General features: G+C 67.5%; 16 protein-coding genes. 10 read left to right on the plus strand and 6 right to left on the minus strand.

Annotated elements, in window-relative coordinates:
• Positions 1 to 37: 37 nt before the first annotated feature.
• From FHU31_RS26160 to FHU31_RS26190, 7 genes are all read left to right on the plus strand, one after another.
• The gene (locus FHU31_RS26160; protein WP_167163553.1) at positions 38 to 655 is read left to right on the plus strand and encodes a hypothetical protein; all 618 of its coding nucleotides are present in this window, start codon (positions 38 to 40) and stop codon (positions 653 to 655) included.
• Positions 655 to 1,368, plus strand: a complete 714-nt coding sequence (locus tag FHU31_RS26165) for an ABC transporter ATP-binding protein (protein WP_167163554.1) — start codon at positions 655 to 657, stop codon at positions 1,366 to 1,368. Before FHU31_RS26160 ends, FHU31_RS26165 begins: the two co-directional genes overlap by 1 nt.
• Positions 1,365 to 2,096 (plus strand): ABC transporter ATP-binding protein, encoded by a 732-nt coding sequence (locus FHU31_RS26170; protein ID WP_167163555.1) that lies wholly within the window; start codon positions 1,365 to 1,367, stop codon positions 2,094 to 2,096. Before FHU31_RS26165 ends, FHU31_RS26170 begins: the two co-directional genes overlap by 4 nt.
• Complete coding sequence (locus tag FHU31_RS26175; RefSeq protein ID WP_167163556.1) at positions 2,093 to 4,744, plus strand: ABC transporter permease; 2,652 nt, start codon at positions 2,093 to 2,095, stop codon at positions 4,742 to 4,744. Before FHU31_RS26170 ends, FHU31_RS26175 begins: the two co-directional genes overlap by 4 nt.
• Before the next feature lie 34 nt (positions 4,745 to 4,778).
• On the plus strand, positions 4,779 to 5,786 hold the full coding sequence (locus FHU31_RS26180; protein ID WP_167163557.1) for a VWA domain-containing protein: 1,008 nt from the start codon (positions 4,779 to 4,781) through the stop codon (positions 5,784 to 5,786).
• A 779-nt stretch (positions 5,787 to 6,565) separates the two neighbouring features.
• Positions 6,566 to 6,874, plus strand: coding sequence for a hypothetical protein (locus FHU31_RS26185; protein ID WP_167163558.1), 309 nt, complete (start codon positions 6,566 to 6,568; stop codon positions 6,872 to 6,874).
• A 522-nt stretch (positions 6,875 to 7,396) separates the two neighbouring features.
• The gene (locus FHU31_RS26190; RefSeq protein ID WP_167163559.1) at positions 7,397 to 8,086 is read left to right on the plus strand and encodes a response regulator transcription factor; all 690 of its coding nucleotides are present in this window, start codon (positions 7,397 to 7,399) and stop codon (positions 8,084 to 8,086) included.
• Here FHU31_RS26190 and FHU31_RS26195 read toward each other — a convergent pair.
• The 3 genes from FHU31_RS26195 to FHU31_RS26205 all read right to left on the minus strand — a co-directional run bounded on the left by FHU31_RS26195 (position 8,047) and on the right by FHU31_RS26205 (position 11,458).
• The gene (locus FHU31_RS26195; RefSeq protein ID WP_234901649.1) at positions 8,047 to 9,453 is read right to left on the minus strand and encodes a HAMP domain-containing sensor histidine kinase; all 1,407 of its coding nucleotides are present in this window, start codon (positions 9,451 to 9,453) and stop codon (positions 8,047 to 8,049) included. The two genes, FHU31_RS26190 and FHU31_RS26195, sit on opposite strands and share 40 nt — an antisense overlap.
• 86 nt (positions 9,454 to 9,539) lie before the next feature.
• Entirely contained in the window at positions 9,540 to 10,247 is a 708-nt protein-coding gene (locus tag FHU31_RS26200) for a phosphatase PAP2 family protein (protein WP_167163560.1), read from the minus strand.
• Positions 10,248 to 10,318: 71 nt separating this feature from the next.
• Complete coding sequence (locus FHU31_RS26205; protein ID WP_167163561.1) at positions 10,319 to 11,458, minus strand: hypothetical protein; 1,140 nt, start codon at positions 11,456 to 11,458, stop codon at positions 10,319 to 10,321.
• Positions 11,459 to 11,599: 141 nt separating this feature from the next.
• Here FHU31_RS26205 and FHU31_RS26210 point away from each other — a divergent pair, with 141 nt between their 5' ends.
• Together FHU31_RS26210 and FHU31_RS26215 are read left to right on the plus strand one after the other, a co-directional pair.
• A complete protein-coding gene (locus tag FHU31_RS26210; protein ID WP_167163562.1) occupies positions 11,600 to 12,241 on the plus strand; it encodes a DedA family protein in 642 nt (213 codons plus the stop codon).
• Between the two features lie 521 nt (positions 12,242 to 12,762).
• Positions 12,763 to 13,995 (plus strand): COG4705 family protein, encoded by a 1,233-nt coding sequence (locus tag FHU31_RS26215; protein WP_167163563.1) that lies wholly within the window; start codon positions 12,763 to 12,765, stop codon positions 13,993 to 13,995.
• A gap of 201 nt (positions 13,996 to 14,196) precedes the next feature.
• Here the strand turns inward: FHU31_RS26215 and FHU31_RS26220 are convergent, their stop codons facing one another.
• The 3 genes from FHU31_RS26220 to lgt all read right to left on the minus strand — a co-directional run bounded on the left by FHU31_RS26220 (position 14,197) and on the right by lgt (position 17,845).
• A complete protein-coding gene (locus FHU31_RS26220; RefSeq protein ID WP_409371197.1) occupies positions 14,197 to 15,594 on the minus strand; it encodes an alpha/beta hydrolase in 1,398 nt (465 codons plus the stop codon).
• Positions 15,595 to 15,809: 215 nt separating this feature from the next.
• The gene (locus tag FHU31_RS26225; protein ID WP_167163564.1) at positions 15,810 to 16,688 is read right to left on the minus strand and encodes an undecaprenyl-diphosphate phosphatase; all 879 of its coding nucleotides are present in this window, start codon (positions 16,686 to 16,688) and stop codon (positions 15,810 to 15,812) included.
• Between the two features lie 305 nt (positions 16,689 to 16,993).
• Positions 16,994 to 17,845: a prolipoprotein diacylglyceryl transferase gene (gene lgt, locus FHU31_RS26230; protein WP_167163565.1), complete on the minus strand. Its 852-nt coding sequence runs from the start codon at positions 17,843 to 17,845 to the stop codon at positions 16,994 to 16,996.
• A 298-nt stretch (positions 17,846 to 18,143) separates the two neighbouring features.
• Here lgt and FHU31_RS26235 point away from each other — a divergent pair, with 298 nt between their 5' ends.
• Complete coding sequence (locus FHU31_RS26235) at positions 18,144 to 18,602, plus strand: hypothetical protein (protein ID WP_167163566.1); 459 nt, start codon at positions 18,144 to 18,146, stop codon at positions 18,600 to 18,602.
• Positions 18,603 to 18,671 lie beyond the last annotated feature (69 nt).

Here is an 18,671-nt window from a genome sequence, read left to right on the forward strand (position 1 = left end):
CGCGACCCCAAAATGCCGAGCGAAACGAAGGAATCACATGAGCAGCACACGAACCGTCATTGCCGTACTCGCGGGCGCTGCCGCCGTCGTCGGCACGCTGAGTGGCTGCAGTAGCGCGGCGCCTCCGGCCGCCAGCCCCTCGGCGGCCCAGTCGGGGGTCGCCGCCACTCAGACCCCGGAGGTCAACCCGCAGGGCGACATTCCCGACAACCAGGCATTCGTGGTCTACACCGCGCCGGATGGGTCGTTCGCGGTGAAGTACCCCGAAGGCTGGGCGCAGACGACGTCCGGGCCGACGGTGACGTTCAGCGACAAGTTCAACAGCATTTCCCTGACACCCCACGACGGCTTCTATCAGCCCACCGAGGCGTACGCCCGATCGGTTGAACTTCCCCAACTCGGCTCGGCGACAACGGGCTTCGTGCCCGGAAAGGTCAGCACCGTGCAACGGCCCTCGGGCCCGGTGGTGCTGATCACCTACCAGGCCGACTCACCCTCGAGCCCGGTGACCGGGAAATCGGTCACCCAGGCGGTGGAGCGCTACGAGTTCTCCAAGTCCGGTCGAGGGGTCGTTGTCACGTTGTCCGGGCCGGTCGGCGCCGACAACGTCGACCCGTGGCGCATCGTCAGCGACTCGTTCACCTGGCTGAAGTAATGCGCACACCGACTACCCACCCCTCGAGAGCAGCGACCGAACGCCAGGACCAACCTCCGGTGTTGGAGGCCGCCTCGCTGTACCGGTTCTTCCGGGCCGGTGATGAGGAGATTCTGGCGCTGCGCGGCGTGTCCGTGACGTTGTACCCGGGGGAGTTGGTCGCGATCGTCGGGCCGTCGGGTTCGGGGAAGTCGACCCTGCTCGCGTGCCTGGCCGGGCTGGACGAGCCCGACGGGGGTGCGGTGCGCGTGGACGGTGCGCGGATCAGTCATCAACCCGAACGGCTGCGCGCGCGCCTGCGCGCCCAACGGATTGGCGTGCTCTATCAGGATCGAAACCTGCTGCGCCACTTGACCGTGACCCAGAACATTGCCCTCGCCCAGCAGATCGCCGGGGCGGTGCCACAGTCGCATCCTCGCGTGTTGTTGGCCTCACTCGGGATCGCCGAGCGCGGCGCGGCGTATCCGAGTCAGCTCTCCGGCGGGGAATCGGCCCGGGCGGGCCTTGCAGTCGCCTTGGCCAATGACCCCGTCGTGATCCTGGCCGACGAACCGACCGGTGAACTCGACGGTGACACCGAATCCGACGTGCTGGCCGTGCTCCGCGGCCGCGCCGACGCCGGTACCGCAATCCTGATCGCGAGCCACAGCCCCGCCGTCATGGCGATCGCCGACCGGATCGTCACCCTCGCCGACGGACGGGTCGTCCCATGAACGCCTCCCGCCCATCGCACGCACCGGTGCTCGGCGGGCGCGCCGATCCGGCCTTGATCCGAGCTGACCGAGTCAACAGGACCTACGGCGCGGGTACCGCGACGACCGTTGCGGTACGCGACGTCACGTTCGTGGTGGCGCCGCGCGCCCGGATCGCGTTGACCGGTCCGTCGGGTTCGGGGAAATCAACGCTGCTGCACCTGATGGCCGGGTTGGACAGCCCCACCTCGGGAAGCGTGACCTGGCCAGGCCTCGACGTCGGTTACGGCCTCGAACCCGCCCGCATCGGCATGGTGTTCCAAGGGCCCAGTCTGCTACCCGCCCTGGACGTCACCGAAAACGTATGCCTCCCTTTGCTGTTCGCGGATTGCACCGAATCTGACGCCGCGGTGCGCGCTGCGGATGCGTTGGCCCGACTGGGCATCGGCGACCTCGCGCGTGCGCTGCCGGACGAACTGTCCGGCGGGCAGGCGCAACGGGTCGCGGTCGCCCGCGTGCTCGCCGCGGCGCCGCGGCTGATTTTGGCTGATGAACCCACCGGTCAGCTCGACCATCGCGCCGCTGCCCTGGTCATCGACGTGCTGCTGCAGGCCGCCGACGACCTCGGGGCCGCCCTGATCGTCTCCACCCATGACCCGGCGGTCGCCGGGCGGCTGCCCACCGAGTGGGCCATGCGCGACGGCGGGCTGCGCAGCACCCGCGGAGCCGACCACGAGGAGCATCGATGACCCGGATCTGGCTGGCCGGCCTTCTACGCCGCAACCCTGCACGCTTACTGGCCGCCGTCCTGGGCGTCGGGATCGCAGTGGCGCTGCTGGCGTGTCTGGGATCGTTCCTGACCCGCTCGCAGGCCACCATGACCGACCGGGCGGTGCGCACCGTGGCCGTGGACTGGCAGGTCCAAGTCACACCGGGCGCCAACACCGCCGAGGTGGCTCGGCTGATCGCCGCCAGCCCCGGCGTACGGGCGAGCGCCACTGTCGGGTTCGCCGACACCAGCGGCCTGTCGTTGCGCACCGGTTCCAGCACCCAGAACACCGGCCCCGGGGTCGTGCTCGGACTGCCCTCTGGCTACCGATCGGTGTTCCCCGCCGAGATCCGCACGCTCGTCGGCGCCGACTCCGGGGTGCTACTGGCCCAGCAGACCGCCGCCAACCTGCACGCCGCCCCCGGCGACACCATCTCCATCGGCCGCGCCGGCCTGCCACCGGCTCAGGTCGTGGTCGCCGGCATCGTCGATCTGCCCCAAGCGAACTCGCTGTTTCAGACCGTCGGCGCCCCCACGGGCGCGCAACCCACCGCACCGCCGGACAACGTGGTGTTGCTGCCCGACACGCGATGGCATCAGCTGTTCGACCCGATGTCGGCCGGGCGGCCCGACCTGTCGTCCACCCAGATCCACGCCCAGCGTAGCCATGCCTTGGCGCCCAGCCCCGGCGCGGCCTACGCCGCGGTGAGCGCCGCTGCGCGCAACCTCGAGGCGCGCAGCGCCGGGACCGCCGTGGTCGGGGACAACCTCGGTGCCGCGCTGGACGCTGCCCGCGGCGACGCCGCGTACGCCCAGGTCCTGTTCCTATTCCTCGGAGTTCCCGGCGCGGTTCTGGCAGCCCTGCTGACCGCGACGATCACCTCCGCCGGCGCGAGCCGCCGCCGCGCCGAACAGGCACTCCTGCGGGCCCGCGGCGCTTCGGCGGGTCAACTGCTGGGGCTAGCCGGCGTCGAAGCCGCCGTCATCGGTGTCACCGGTTCGGCGCTCGGACTGCTCGCCGCCACCCTGGTGGACTACGTCGCCACCGGGTCCACGGGTCCGGGCGCCACCGCATTGGTGTGGTACCTCGGCGCCGCGGTCGCCGGTATCGTCGTCGCGGCGGTGACGGTGCTGCTGCCGGCCCGCCGCGATCTGCGCGACCACACCATCGCCGCCGGGCGCACCCAGATCGAGCACCCCCGCTACCCGGTCTGGGCGCGGTTGGGTCTGGATGCCCTCATCCTGATCTGCGCGGGACTGGTGTTCATCGCCACCACCGGCACCGGATACCAGCTGGTCCTGGCTCCCGAAGGCGTACCGAGTATCTCGGTGTCCTACTGGGCCTTCGCCGGCCCGGCGCTGCTGTGGATCGGCGCCGCCCTGGCTACCTGGCGGGTCGCCGACCTGCTACTGGGACCGGGCCGTGGTGTGATCGCCCGCGTCGTGCGGCCCGTCACCGGGCGGCTGTCGGGCATCATCGCCAATGGCCTGTCCCGCCAACGCCGCCCACTGGTGCGTGCCATCGTGCTGCTCGCCCTGGCCGTCGCCTTCGCTGCCTCCACCGCGACGTTCAACGCCACCTACCGTCAGCAGGCCGAAGCCGACGCGCAACTGACCAATGGTGCCGACGTCACCGTCACCCCCGCTCCCGGCGTCGCGGTGGCACCCGACACCGCCGCCACGCTCGCGAAGGTGCCCGGCGTGAAGGCCGTCGAACCCATTCAGCACCGCTTCGCCTACATCGGCGCCGACCTGCAAGACCTCTACGGCGTGCGCCCGGCCACCATAACCCGGGCTACCGCGCTGCAGGACAGCTACTTTCCTGGCGCCACCGCCGCCGCCCTGATGGGCACCCTGGGGGCCAAACCCGATTCCATCCTCGTCTCGGCCGAGACCGTCAAGGACTTCCAGCTGCAGCTCGGCGATCCGGTGACATTGCGGATCACCGACACGGCCACCCACCAACCCCGTCCTGTCACCTTCCACTACGTCGGGGTGGTCAACGAGTTCCCCACCGCCCCCAAGGACAGCTTCTTCGTCGCCAACGCCAGCTACGTTGCCGCCCAAACCGGATCGGGTGCACCCGGCGCCTTCCTGGTCGACACCGGAGGCACCGACAGCGCCGCCATCGCTGCTCGCATCCAGAGCATGGTCGGCACCTCCGCGACCGTCACCGACATCGCCACCGTCCGAAACACGGTCGGATCGAGCCTGACCTCAGTGGACCTCGCCGGACTCACCCGCATCGAACTGTCCTTCGCCTTGGTGCTCGCCGTCGGCGCGGGCGGGCTGGTGCTGGCTCTCGGACTGTCCGAACGACGCCGGACCTACGCCATCGCCACCGCACTCGGCGCGAAGTCGACACACCTGCGCGCCATGATCTTCAGCGAAACCGGCGTGATCACCGTCGTCGGGATCTCCGCCGGCGCCGTGACCGGATCGGTGCTGTCGGTGATGCTGGTGAAGGTACTCACCGGTGTGTTCGACCCACCGCCGGACACGATCGCCGTCCCCTGGCTCTACTTGGGGTCGGTCACCGCCCTCACGGTCGGTGCGCTGGCCGTCGTCAGCACCGTCGCCGTCGTCGCGGCCCACCGGCCCGCCATCCCCGTCATTCGCGACCTCTGATGGGCAGCAGGTCCGGCGGCCCGACCTGTCACACATGACCTTGCCGCTGCTGGGTCCGCTGAGCCTGACGGGTTTCCAGAACCCGTGGTTCTTCCTGTTCGTCCTCGTCGTGATCGGACTGGTCGCGCTCTATGTCAGCCTGCAGGTCGCCCGTCAGAAGCGGATGCTGCGATTCGCCAACATGGAGCTGTTGGACAGCGTGGCACCCACGCGCCCGACGCGCTGGCGCCACCTGCCAGCGATCCTGCTGGTGTCCTCGCTGGTGCTCTTCACCGTCGCGATGGCCGGCCCGACCAACGACGTCCGGACACCACGCAACCGCGCCGTCGTAATGCTCGTGATCGACGTATCGCAGTCGATGCGGGCCACCGACGTCGCGCCCAGCAGGCTGGCCGCCGCGCAGGAGGCCGCCACACAGTTCGCCGACCAACTGACCCCCGGAATCAACCTCGGACTCATCGCCTTCGCAGGCACCGCGACGGTGCTGGTGTCACCCACGACCAACCGCGACGCGACCAAGGCCGCGATCGACAAGCTGCAACTGGCCGACCGCACCGCGACCGGCGAGGCCATCTTCACGGCGTTACAGGCGATCTCCACCGTCAGCGCGGTGATCGGAGGCGGCGACACGCCGCCGCCAGCGCGGATCGTACTGATGTCCGACGGCAAGGAAACAGTCCCGTCGACGCCGGACAACCCGAAGGGCGCCTACACCGCCGCCCGCACCGCCAACGACCAAGGCGTCCCCATCGCGACCGTGTCGTTCGGCACCAAGCACGGCCACGTCGATCTCAACGGCCAGCGCCTGCCCGTGCCGGTCGACGATGAGATGCTCAAGAAGATCGCCGAACTGTCCGGCGGCCAGTCCTACACCGCATCCAGCCTGGCGGAGCTCAAAGCAGTCTTCACCACCCTCCAGGAGCAGGTCGGCTACGAGACCATCAAGGGCGACGCCAGCGCGGGCTGGCTACGCCTCGGCGCGGTCATGCTGACAGTAGCGGCACTAGCTGCCCTGCTGCTCAACCGGCGGCTGCCCGCCTGACGCCGTCTAGGTGCGATGTCCAGGGAGGTTGGTCAGTCGGCTGATCGGTGGGAGGCCACCGAGCGGACTGCGACGTCGTTGAGTGTTGACGCCGTTGAGTGTTGTGGTGCTCGAGCCAGGGAGCAAGTGCTTCAGCGGATTTGGCGTTGGTGGTGAACACTTGCTTGTTGGCCAACTCGGTCTGCGGGTGTGCCTCCTAAATTGAGACTTCCTGCGGTAAGTCGGGTCCGTCGCGAAAGTCAATCGGTGGCATGACTGACGACACCCAGCGACCGCCGCAGCGCGTGAGTAGCTCCCAGACTTCTTTGCCGCGGCCTCGCCCACCGGTGATCCCTCGCCGTCCCCGGCAGTGGCATCGCCGTGCCAGCTCTCAGCAGCGACGGCTGGCCCGCGACGCGGCGCCTCGATCGGCAGATTCGAAGAGCAGAAGACATCGACAGGCCGACGAGCGCTAGATCCACGACGGCAGCCGTAGTGAATGCACTCGAAGATCGTTGTGCGACGGAACTTCTCATCAACGACGTACCGCAAGCTGCCGTTCGCGTCGCGGATACCGCACCATGCGGACAAGGCCCATTTCAGTTGCGGCCCCGGCGATTCAATGCGCGATCTCAGTTGAGGACAAGCTCTGATTTCACCTTCAGCCGCGCTCAGCGAAACTTCAGCGCCGGAGGCGCACAGTGGTTATTAGCAGCCAAACCAGTTGTGCTGCAGATATTTCGGCGCATGCCGTGAACGATAGGTCACGGTGCGCGCTCATCACGCGATTAGGAGCAGTCATGAAGGGTTTCGTCATAACCGCCATCACCGCAGCAACGCTCGGGGCCGCAACGCTGGGACTCGCCGGCCCGGCGGCAGCGGCAGCAGGGCCCACGGGCCCCTCATCGGTCACCGATACCATCAAGAACCTCGAATCCCACGGTAACGAGGTCATCATGACCAAACTCAGCGGCGGCGCACTGACAGGGAAGTGCTCGGTGGTGTCGGTGCGGGACGGCCAAGAGACGTCAGCGAAGAGCTCGAAAATCCACGGCAAATACCTGCCCCAGTCGGTTCACTCGACGATGTACGTCGACGTTCGCTGCTGATCGTCATCTGCCAGGAGGGCAGCGGCGAGATTGTGCGCTCCCGATCCGCAAGCACCGCAAGGGGTCTGCCCGAGCGGACCTACTGTCTGGCCAGGAATTCCGCGCCGTGCCGCCGTGGCGCCGTCAACGATTCCATCGCCAGGGCGTGCTGAACGGGAACGCAGGGTGAGGGGACCCCACGAAGTCCTGCGGGGTCAGCACTACCCCTTCAGTTTCGTCGGTTCGCCACCCGCGTCCTCGCCGAAGTCGCTCCACTGACGCCATCGAGCTCAGCGTCCCCACAGCTCACCGATGCCAAAATAGGGTCCAGCAGACACCGCACCCCTTGCGACGTCGGGTAGGGAGACGACCAGCAGGATGCGCCGCCCGCCGAGACACCCGCCTTTGCCGTCGCGACGCCACCGGCGTGGTGGGTGTGAGCTGGACCGGAGACTGCGGTCGGTGCGCCCTCCCCCCAAGGCGCGCCGACCGCTTCCGACCGGCTGACGGCGGAGACCGCTCGAGGAACGGAGACTGGTAGAGGTGAAGGTTCTCATCGTCGAGGACGAACCCCGGTTCGCGGCGACCCTGAGTATGGGGCTGCGCGCCGAGGGCTTCGTCGTCGTGCACGCCGACAATGGCCTCGATGGCCTGTGGGAGGCGACCGAGAACACCTTCGACGTGATCGTGCTCGACATCATGCTCCCCGGCTTGAATGGTTACGAGGTACTGCGAAAGCTGCGAGCTCGGGAGGTGTGGACACCGGTCTTGATGTTGACGGCGAAGGATGGTGACTACGACCAGACCGACGCCTTCGACCTGGGCGCCGATGACTATTTGAGCAAGCCTGCCGCGTTCATCGTGCTGTTGGCGCGGCTGCGGGCACTGGTGCGTCGCGGTGCCCCCGCGCGTCCCGTCGTGCTGACAGCCGGGACGCTGTCGCTCGATCCGGCGCGTCGCCTCGTGCAGCGCGGTAGCACGCCCATCGAGTTGACGCCGCGCGAGTACGGCGTTCTGGAGTACCTGATGCGACACAAGGACACGGTGGTCACCAAGAACGAGATGCTGCAGCACGTGTGGGACGCCCACTACGCCGGGGCTGACAACGTCGTCGAGGTGTACATCGGTTACGTACGCCGCAAGATCGACACACCGTTTGGTACCACCAGCATTCAGACGATCCGTGGCGCAGGCTACCGGTTGGATTCCGAAGCGTCCTTGAGCGGCAACTGAACCGTCACCAATGCTCCGCCGCCGGGCCGGTCCCCGACCGTGACGATACCTCCATGTGCGGCAACGATTTCGGACACGATCGCCAACCCGAGGCCCGTACCACCGCCGGTGCGGGCGCGGTCGGGGTCGAGGCGCACGAACCTGTCGAAGACACGGGTCCGGTCGGCTTGCGGAATGCCTGGCCCGTCATCACCGACCGTGACGACCGCGTTGGGCCCGTCGGGTCGGACCCGAAGCTCGATGAGTGACGTAGCATGCCGTTCGGCGTTCTCGAGCAGGTTGCGCAGCACCCGCGAGAGACCACCAGGATCGCCGACCAGACGCGTGGGCACCAGTTCGGCGTCGATCATGATGCCCGACTCCCGCAGTGAACGTCCCATCTCATCGGAAGCGATGTCATCGAGGTCGACGTCCTTGCGGCGCAACGTGAGTCCGCGTTCGTCGGCGCGGGCGAGCAGCAGCAGGTCCTCGACGAGGGCTTTCATCCGGTGTGCCTCTGGCCTCAGAGTGGAGGCCGCAAGCTCCTCGTTGAGCAACTCGGGGTGGATTGCGGCGACGTCGAGGGCGGAGATCATCGCCGCTACGGGGCTGCGCAGCTCGTGCGACGCGTCGCCGACGAACCGGCGCTGGGCCTCGTGGCCAGACTCGATACGGGCCAGCATCTCGTTCATCGTGATCGCCAGCGCCGAGATCTCGTCGACGTTGTTCGAGACGGGAACGCGCTCGGCCAGGTCGGATGCACTGATCTCGGCGACCCTCGCTCGAATCTCATCGACGGATCGAAGCGAACGCCGCACCAACAGGAAGCTGACCGCAGCCGCAACAGCGGTGACGAGGGGTGCGGCCCCGGCAAGCAGGAGAAGCACCGTCTTGACCGTCGATTCGACGGCTTCGCTGCCGGCGCCGACGAGGATCGTGTAGCCGCTTGACGTGCCGCTGTCCACGATCTGGCCGCTGATGCGCATGTCCCCGGTGGCCGACGCGTGATCGGGCAGTCCGATCTGCAACGTCGCGCCGATGGTGCCCGCCCCGATCAGCGGCGTGTCCGGTGCCGACTGCGAATGCTGGATCACGGTTCCGAATGGGTCGATCACTTGCACGGCGACGATGCGTTGATCAGTCGCGAGGAGCGAGGGATCGAGTTCGGTGACCGGGTCGAACTGCAGCGCCGCCACCACGTCGCGGACTCGACCTGCTGCCGCATCGTCGATGCCCGCAAGCAGCGAGCTGTAGAGGATCGCCGCCAGGCCGGTTCCAGCGATGACGAAAGCCACCAGGACCACCGTGGCCGATACGAACGCCGACCGCGCCGAGATTCCCCAGTAGCGGGGCCGCCACCAGGTCCGCGGCCGTCTCAGTTTCGGCAAAGGCTCTCCAGTCGCTCGGGTGGCGAGGGAAACGAGGCCCGTGCCCGCCTCGTCGGTGGACATCGGTCGCGTAGCGACTGAGCGCATCATGCCACCGGTTCCACGTTCCTTGCTGCCGACTCGACGTCCTGCCGTCCACTTTCCCGACTCCGCCGCGTGGCCAACCCGAGAATCGTTACAGCGGTGAGAATCACCGCAGTGGCCAACATGATCGCGCCGCCGATGTCGGTGAGCCAGTGCACACCCAGATACAGGCGAGTGAGGGCGACCGCCACCGTCACCGCGACGACACCACTCATCAGCGCCACTCGGGCCGCCTTACTACACCTTCTCCCGACGACGACGGCGAGGATGCCGGCGAACGTCAACACACCGGTGACATGTCCTGACGGAAACGACGGGTCGACCTCGAGCACCAGTTGCATGGACTGCGGCGGTCGTTGGGCACTGACGACGGCCTTGGTGATAGTGCTTAACCCCGTGGCCGAGGCAAGAGTCGTCACGACGAAGACGGCCGATAGCGGCGAGTGCCGCCGCCACAGCAGCGCAGCCGCGAGAGCCGCCAGAAGCGCCATGGCCACCGGACTACCCGCGTTGGTGATCACGATCGCGACGGATGTCAGCCACCCGCGACGGTGCTCGACCATCCAGTGCAGGACCGAGTGATCCACCGCGGTCCCGGCATTGGCACGGTGGGCAACCACGCCGAGTCCGACGAAGGCAATCAAGGACAGCGCAATGCCGCACGCCACCGAGGTGCTTCGGTACCGGCCGCCGGCCTGGGGGGGTTTCATCGGTAGCTTCATCACACCAGCCAGCTTGTGACAACGACCCTGTGACCCTGCTGAGAGCGTTCGCGCAGGTTCTAGCTGGCCGCGCCGGAGGTGGTGAAGTAGAAGAAGTCGCGGCGGTCGGGCTGAACATAGCGTTGCGCCGGCCCGACCATCGTCGGTAGCAGTCGCAGGGGTTGTAACCCGCGCGTCCCACCGTCGTGCCACATGCTGAAGAACTGCAGTCCGGAGTGGATGTCGAGTTCCATCCCGGTGACCACGCCTGCCTGAGTCATCGCGGCGCCGAGAGTGACGAGGTTGAGTTTGTCGCCCGCCAGGTACACCGGATCGCCATGTGCGGTGATTCCCAGGCCCGAACGCCACGTGTACTGCAGCTGATTCTTCGCACTGCCCCAGCGCAGGTCGGTGTTGCGGTCCAGACCCGCCACGGGGCGACCCTGTTCGACGATGAGAGCGAGGTTCTGCCGGACCGCGCGGATGTGTGGGCCCATCTGCACGTCTCGTCCCCACTGGCCGACGACGAGTCGGCCCTGATCGTCGACGACCGCCGAGGCCTTCCCGTCGACGAGATCACGAATGCTGTTGCCGTTCAGAAAGAACCCTCCCGGGTCGGCACTCATCTTGAACCCGGAGTTGAATGCGGCCACGACATCGGGCAACTGCGCGGGCGGAATTCGACCCGCAGAGCCGGTCCCCGGGGGCTCAGCCGTGCCAGCCACCAGATGGGCCCGCACGGTCGCTGACCGGAGCAACGCGGCGGCGACGACCACGCTGCGGTGGAAGCGATCCGGTTGCAGCAGCGCCGTGTAGACCAGGGGTTGAGCACCGGGGGTGCGGATCACTGGATGCCACCCCGCACCGTCGGCGGTCACCGGCAGCGCCGGCAGGAACGAATAGGCGCGAATCGGCCCGGTGGAGCCGCCCATCGCCGCCATGAGACCGCGCACGTCCGGCGGGGTGTCCGACGGCAGATGCCTGCCATAGAGCCAGTTTTCGTAGACATCCAACGCGGTGCCCAATCCGACCTGCCGCATCAACGTCGACGCCTTGTCCTGCCATGGGGCGTACCCCGGCACGGAGTCGACGCTTGCGTACACGCCACCGCCCACCACGGTGATGAGCACGCCGATGACCGCTACCCTCGTCGTCCACCACTCCCAGAAGCTGCGACCGTGACGGTCGGTGCTGGCATCACGGCGAGGGCTCTCGGGCATGGATACACGATGCAACCGGCCCGCTGTGGTCGTGCTGAGAAGGGCCGAGGCGCCAGGCCATTCTCAGCGCGGTCTCAGCCGCCCTCGGCCACCATGGGACTTGTCCACCCGGGGGACCGACGGTAGAGGGGCCCGCAGCTAATGCAACACCTGATCGTCACCTACGGACTCCTCGCGATCTTCGTTCTCATGGTCGCTGAATCTGCGTGCATTCCGGTGCCGTCGGAAGTGACGATGCTGCTCGGAGGGGCCCTCGCGGCGGGTGCCGTACCTGGCCCTCATCCCAATCTGATCACGGTCGTCGTGGCGGGAACCGTGGGCAACGTCGTCGGTAGCTACCTGGCGTGGCTGGTCGGCCGCTTCGGCGGACGGCCAGCACTCCACCGCTGGGGTCGATACATCTTCCTTCGGCCGTCGGAGATCGACCGCGCTCAGGACTGGTTCGTCCGCCGCGGGGCGCCATCGGTGTTCTGGGCGCGACTGCTGCCGGGGATTCGGACCGTCATCTCGCTGCCCGCCGGCATCGCGGGGATGCCACCGGCCCGGTTCGGGCTTTACACCTTGGCAGGTTGCCTGCCGTGGACGGCTGCGCTGACGCTCCTCGGCTACGCGATCGGCGCCAACTGGGATACCGCCGAGCAGGCGATGCGGGGCCCGAGCTACGCCATAGCCGGGATCGCCGTCATCGCGATCGTCATCGCGGTGGTCGTCGTGGTGCGTCGACACCGCCGAGCGGAGCTGACAGAACGTGACACTCATGGAGTTTCGTCCCTCGCAGACTGAATCCTTCACGGCTGCATAGCTATCGCGTGGGCGGTGGCGGCTGCACTCCTGGCGGCATGCGGTCCGGTCGGTCCGCCCACCGGTCGACGCACCCAGCCGGTGTGCGCCCTCGGCGTAGCCTCCAGTGAAGGTCCACCCGATGTAGCCTTCTACCACGCCGCTACGCCAAGCCCTCACGCGGAGCGCGGGGTCATCGTCGCGCGGGCACAGGTCGTGATCGACATTCCAAATGCCCGCAATCACAGCCATCTCCGTCACCGCCACGGGCGCCTTGGGCGAGCGCGCCAGTACGTGCTCTCGCAGCGCCTCTGTGACGCGTGCCGTCGGGGATGGAGAAACGACCGGATGAGTACGGACGAGTCGCACTCAGCCACACGTGACGCGCACCGTGTGACGTCGTCGTCCTTCGCGAGGCGGTCAGGAAGGGCGGCGGAATCAAGCGACTGCTGCGGCAGGCCCTCCCGCAGCGGCACATTCGCTTCTCAGCGTGCCCTCAGCCATCCGCCGATACTTTCTGCCACATGAGCGACACGATGAGATCGGCGGCCGTGAGATCCCCGCGAACGATGCTGAGCAAGGTTCCCGAGATCACGGTGTGGTTCTGGATCATCAAGATCCTGTGCACGACCGTGGGCGAGAGCTTCGCCGATTGGATCAACATGACATTGGGCGTTGGCCTGGTGTTGACCGCGGTGATCTTCACGGTGGTGTTGGCCGCGGTGCTGGCGTGGCAGCTGATGTTGGACCGTTACACGCCGTTCGTCTACTGGCTCACCGTCGTGGTGCTGAGCGTGACCGGCACCTTGTACACCGACATCCTCACCGATCAGTTCGGCGTGCCATTGGCGTTGAGCTCGGGTGTCTTCGCGGCCGTTCTCGCCGTGGTGTTCGGCGTGTGGTTCGCCAAGGAGCGGACGCTGTCGATTCACAGCATCACCACGCTGCCGCGCGAGTTGTTCTACTGGCTGGCCATTCTCGTCACCTTCGCGCTCGGTACCGCGGTCGGCGACTGGACCCTGGACATCACCGGCTGGGGGCCCGGCATTGCGGTGCTGCTGCCCGCCGGACTCATCGTCGCGATCGTGGCGGGCTGGAAGCTCGGGGCCAACGCGGTGCTGTCGTTCTGGCTCGCCTACATCCTGACGCGTCCGCTGGGGGCCAACATGGGCGACTGGCTCGGGTTCCCCAAGGATCAGCAGGGCCTCGGCCTTGGTGTGGCCATCACCAGCGTCATCTTCATGGCCGCGATCCTCGCCACGGTCGTCTACCTCACCGTGACCAAGGCCGACGTCATCGACAAGGCGGATGCGCCGCGCGCCAACCCCGGCCGCGAAAAGATCATGCTCGGCTACTTCGGGGCGATTGCGGTGGCCACAGCCGGATTGCTCACCTGGGCCAATGCTCAACCGCATGCCGCGCCGCCGGGAGCCGAAGGTCCTGCCGTGATCACCGCGATCGCTCCGGGCCAGGCGGTCGCGACGTTCCCGGCGGCCGACGTCGCCAACTTCAGAACCATCACCCAGGACATGCTGGCCAAGGTGAACGTTGGTGACCAGGCGGGTGCCACGGCTGATGCCAAGAATCTCGAAACCGCTTGGGACGACGGCCAACCCAAGCTCAAGGCAATCGACGGAAAAACCTGGACCGCCATCGACGGACGGATAGACGCCGTGCTCACCGCGATCAGAGACGCCAATCCCGACCGCAGCACGCAGACCCAGACCATCAACGACCTTCTGGCCGCCCTCAAGTAGCACAGCACTCGCCTGCTCGTGACGTCATCAGGACGCCACAGTGTTAAGCACCGCCGATCCCCAGCCCAGCCCCGCTTCGGCTGTCGTCCAATGGATTCCTGGGACTAGCCGATCCGGGCGCCACGGGCCGCCTGTCAACCCAGATCCGGCTTGACGGACCGGGTGCTGTGGCGACGACGTCGGTGGTTGGTCGTCGATCGGTCAGTGCCCGGCTGCTTCGGCCTGCCCGCTGGGCACGCCAGCGTGCAACGATGGCGTCAGTCCCGGTAAGGGCACCCGGGGCACCTCGGGGGTGCCCAGGCGGCCGGCCAGCCACGGCAGGGCTGAGGCGAAGGCGGTGGCCGCGAAGGGCCAATCGTGTTTTCCCGTTTGCGCCACGACCACGCACCTGATGCCATGCGCGCGGCCCAGGGCGCACAACGAGTTGGCGGCGACGTCCTGGCCTTCGGGGTTGCCGGCCGCGTTCGGCTCACCCATGCCGACATTGGTCGCGGTACCCGCGACGTCGAACCACCCCGACACCCCGGCGTAGGGGCCGTGACGGGTGATGATCGTCGTCGGATCGAACGCCGCCCACGCGTCGGCGTCACCGCCGAAGAGCCCATCGATGGTCTGATCCTTGGTGCCCGAATTGGGGCCAAGGTCCCCGGAGACGTCGACGAACGCGGTGAACATGTCCGGGTGCTTCACCGTCAGCACGACGGCACAGGTGCCGCCCATCGACCATCCCACGATGCCCCAGTTCGCCGGGTCGCGGCTGACACCGAAATTCGACGTCATGAAGGGCACGACGTCTTTGGTCAGGTGATCGGCGGCATTGCCGCGGCGGCCGTTGACGCACTCGGTGTCGTTGCGGAACGCGCCGGTGGGATCGACGAACACCAGCACCGGCGCGTAACCGCCGTGAACGGCAGCGAATTCGTCGGCCGTGCTCACCGCGGCGCCGGCCCGAAGCCAGTCCGCGGGGGTGTTCAATTCGGCGCCGATCATCATCACCGTCGGCAACCGCGGCGGCGGGTTGCTGGCGAACCAGGCGGGCGGCAGGTAGACCAATTCGCGGCGGTGCGCGAACGTCGATGCCCGGGCGCTGATGCTCACCGGCACCACCACCCCCGTGGTGGGCCGGGCTCCTTTCAGCTGCATCGCGGTCACGGTGAGGCGATCGGTCTCATCGGGCAGGGGGCCCGCGGTCAGCTGGTTCCATGCGGTATGCACGGTCGGGAAATAGCCGACCCACAGGTTGAGCGCGAACACCGAGCACACCACGCACAGTGGCACCGACAGCACCGACATGGCGCGGCGCCACCACCGTGCACCACGCCAGCCGAACACCATTACCCCGACGGCGAACCCGACCATCCCGATCCACGCCCACAGGGTCCAGGGCGCCGGATCACCGGCGACACCCACCGACGCGATGTAGTAGTACGCCCACACCGCCAGCGCCGCCCCGCACGCCACCGCGAGCGGCAACCACCGCGCGCGCCACCGCGTCGACCGCCATCCGGTCGCTCCGATCAGCACCACTACACAGACCATTTGGACCATCACTGGCACCCAGCCGTGCATCAACGACAGGCTCCCGAGCTGGTGTCGCAGCGGTGCGGCATCAGTGCTCCACACGGTGGCGGCGACTCCTCATCGTCGGTGTGCAAATTCCCACACGGTCTGTCGTCGGTTGCTGTGGACATGCCGGTAGCGCCGACGGGGATCCGCACGCCAGGCAACGCGTGCGATGCGGGTGCTCGCGGCCACCACGTGGCTGACACGCCCACGTTGCGGGTGCCGGGTATGCCGTGTTGGACATGGCCAGTTCACGCAAAGCGAACGATCGAAATCAGTCCGGCGACAAGGCAATACACGGCGAACGGCAGCAGCGTCCGGCTGTGGAAGTACCGGGTCAGAAAGCGCACCGAGACGTAGGCCGCCACCCCCGCGACGATCGCTCCCAGGAGAACCTGACCCAGTATTCCCTGGGCCGCCGGCCCGGCCAGGGTCGGCAGCTTGAGCACGCCTGCCGCCAAGATGATCGGCGTGGCGAGCAGAAAAGCGAACTTCGCCGCGTCCTCGTGGTCGAGCCCTCGAAGCAAACCGCCCACCATCGTCACGCCGGAGCGGCTGATCCCGGCTAGCAACGCCAGACTCTGCACCAGCCCGATCCCTCCCGCCTCCAGGTAGCTGAGCTCGTCGATGCTCCGCGTAGCACCTGTATCCGTTGCCGCCGCGTCTTGGCGTCGGCGCAGCAGTTCACCGCCGGCGAGGATGACGCCGTTGAGCGCTAAGAACACTGCGGCGGCCAACGGCGTGGCGAACAACGTGCGCAAGGGGTGTTCGAAGGCCAGGCCGATCAACCCGACCGGAATGGTGGCCGCGATCAGCAGCCACGCCAGGCGCTGCGAGGACGTCGCGATCTGGCGTGTCCGCAGTGAGGTGATCAGGGCCGCGACGATCCTGACCCAGTCGCTCCAGTAGAACACCAGCAGTGCCAGGGCCGTCGCGACGTGCAACGCGACGACAAACGCCAAATACGGGGTGCCACCGTCGGAGTTGCCTTGGGTGACCAATTCACTCCAGGTCCCGCCGATCCAGGCTGGCACCAGCACCGAATGGCCCAGGCTCGAAATCGGGAACAACTCCGTCACGCCCTGCAACGCACCAATCACCGCGGCCTGGGCATACGTCAACGCCGACATCACAATCCTCCGGTCAGGGGTGAGAGAGCCAGGTACCGCACAGGTCTCCCCGAGTGCACGCCGCCTCAGCGACGGCCCCACTATGACTGACATCGGCTGAGAATTCGCTGGCAAGTTCGCTCCCACGCCCGCGCGGTCACCGTCGTTCCCTTTATGTGGCGACCATCCGGGCCGAGATCACGGGAGACAGGACAGAGACCGCCACCTGCCACTTCCAAAGCGCTCGCGCGGCCACGACTGGAGTCCGGGCAGGCGCAGCGCACCGCGAGTATCGGCTGTGTCCATTCGCGTCGGCGGCGAGGTGATCACGCCACCGGTGTGTCGTCGGAGGGTGTTTCCACTGTGCACGCGTCGGACGCGTCCGCTGGCGAGCGCCGCGGCCAGCACAACACGGTCATCGCGGCGAGGAACACGATCAGGGATGTCCAGTCGTTGAGGCGCAGGCCCAGGAAGTGATTGGCGTGATCGACCCGCAGCGCCTCGATCGCACCGCGCCCCAGGGTGTAGGCGGCGACGTAGAGGGCGAACAGTTTGCCGCGGGACACCGTGAAGCGTCGGTCGACCCACAGCAGCAGCACCGCGACGGCGACGTTCCACAGCGATTCGTAGAGAAACGTGGGGTGATACAAGCCGATCGTGGGGGTGTCGAGCGGCCGGTGCGCAGGGTCGATCTGCAACGCCCACGGCAGCGTGGTGGGCCGACCGTAGAGTTCCTGGTTGAAATAATTGCCCCACCGCCCGATCGCTTGGGCCAGCACCAGTCCCGGAGCCAGCGCGTCACCGAAGTCCAGCAGGTTGATGCCTTTCCGGCGGCACCCGATCCAGGCGCCGACCGCGCCGAGCGCGACGGCCCCCCAAATCCCCAGGCCGCCGTCCCAGATGTAGAACGCCTTGATCGGATCCCTCCCTGGCAGGAAGTACAGCTCGGGATCGGTGATCACGTGATAGAGCCGGCCGCCCACGATGCCGAACGGGACCGCCCACATCGCGATGTCCATCACGTCGTCGGGATCACCGCCGCGGGCCTTCCAACGCCGTTGGGTCAGCCAGATCGCGACGACGATCCCGGCGATGATGCACAGCGCATACGCCCGGATCGGAATCGGGCCCAGATGCCACACGCCTTGGCTGGGGCTGGGTAGCGATGCCAGAAACATCGGTGCCTCTCGTCGTCGGCTTCCCCGACCGGTCGGGGAAGGGGTGGCAGCGCGTATCAATCACACCACCGCCCACATAGCGTGCCCCATCAAACCGACGGCATTCCCAGCGGTTTCACACCCCGGTGTCTGATGCCTCACGGCGGCTGACCCAATCATGGACCGCATGGGATCGGCGCAGCCTCCACAGGCCCTCAGCACGCCGCCGCGGACCGAACGTGTCCCCTCGCGCCGGGGAAGCCGACCTCGGTGGCGTCCCGTCGCCCTCGGAGGTGCAGTCCTGGTCACCGCTGGCGCGGTGGTCGCGTTCACCATCGTGGGCGCCCGCGACATCATGTGTGGGCAGCGCCAAAACCGGGCCACCTCGCTGCCGCTCGCGCCGCTCACGTCGTCGCTGCCCACCTCGGGTGTTGCCAGCGCCACCTGCGCGGCCTGGCCTCCGGCCAAGCACAGCATCGATGCGGTGTCCGTGCTGCCCGCAGGCTGGTACTGGAACCCGTCCGTCGCGCGATTAGACGTCGCCGACATGGCCGCCGCGGTGAACCTCGATCTCGATCACTTTCATTCGCAGATCGCGACCACTGATCCCGCCCTCATTGCGGGGGCAGCCCGATCCTATATTTCGGCCACACGAACCGAGCTGAGTACGTTGACCGACCACACCTTCGGCGACGCCGTGGCCGTGAGCGTGGCCTGGGCCCGTTCGGAGCTGAATCGGGCCTGCGGAATACCGAGTCATGGCACGGCGACGATCTGATTCCGTCGATGGCCCACCGCCATGTGCGGCCCCGACAGATCGAACGCAGGCTGTCGTGCCCGCCGTTCG

Source organism: Mycolicibacterium fluoranthenivorans (assembly GCF_011758805.1).
GTDB classification, from domain to species: Bacteria; Actinomycetota; Actinomycetes; order Mycobacteriales; family Mycobacteriaceae; genus Mycobacterium; species Mycobacterium fluoranthenivorans.

What these genes read in the sequence shown, in the direction of transcription:
- FHU31_RS26205 (WP_167163561.1), bottom strand. Translation starts at nt 11,458, where the DNA reads ATGCCCGAGAGCCCTCGCCGTGATGCCAGCACCGACCGTCACGGTCGC.
- FHU31_RS26210 (WP_167163562.1), top strand. Translation starts at nt 11,600, where the DNA reads ATGCAACACCTGATCGTCACCTACGGACTCCTCGCGATCTTCGTTCTC.
- FHU31_RS26225 (WP_167163564.1), bottom strand. Translation starts at nt 16,688, where the DNA reads ATGTCGGCGTTGACGTATGCCCAGGCCGCGGTGATTGGTGCGTTGCAG.
- lgt (WP_167163565.1), bottom strand. Translation starts at nt 17,845, where the DNA reads ATGTTTCTGGCATCGCTACCCAGCCCCAGCCAAGGCGTGTGGCATCTG.
- FHU31_RS26175 (WP_167163556.1), top strand. Translation starts at nt 2,093, where the DNA reads ATGACCCGGATCTGGCTGGCCGGCCTTCTACGCCGCAACCCTGCACGC.
- FHU31_RS26170 (WP_167163555.1), top strand. Translation starts at nt 1,365, where the DNA reads ATGAACGCCTCCCGCCCATCGCACGCACCGGTGCTCGGCGGGCGCGCC.
- FHU31_RS26215 (WP_167163563.1), top strand. Translation starts at nt 12,763, where the DNA reads ATGAGCGACACGATGAGATCGGCGGCCGTGAGATCCCCGCGAACGATG.
- FHU31_RS26160 (WP_167163553.1), top strand. Translation starts at nt 38, where the DNA reads ATGAGCAGCACACGAACCGTCATTGCCGTACTCGCGGGCGCTGCCGCC.
- FHU31_RS26165 (WP_167163554.1), top strand. Translation starts at nt 655, where the DNA reads ATGCGCACACCGACTACCCACCCCTCGAGAGCAGCGACCGAACGCCAG.
- FHU31_RS26185 (WP_167163558.1), top strand. Translation starts at nt 6,566, where the DNA reads ATGAAGGGTTTCGTCATAACCGCCATCACCGCAGCAACGCTCGGGGCC.
- FHU31_RS26180 (WP_167163557.1), top strand. Translation starts at nt 4,779, where the DNA reads ATGACCTTGCCGCTGCTGGGTCCGCTGAGCCTGACGGGTTTCCAGAAC.
- FHU31_RS26200 (WP_167163560.1), bottom strand. Translation starts at nt 10,247, where the DNA reads ATGAAACCCCCCCAGGCCGGCGGCCGGTACCGAAGCACCTCGGTGGCG.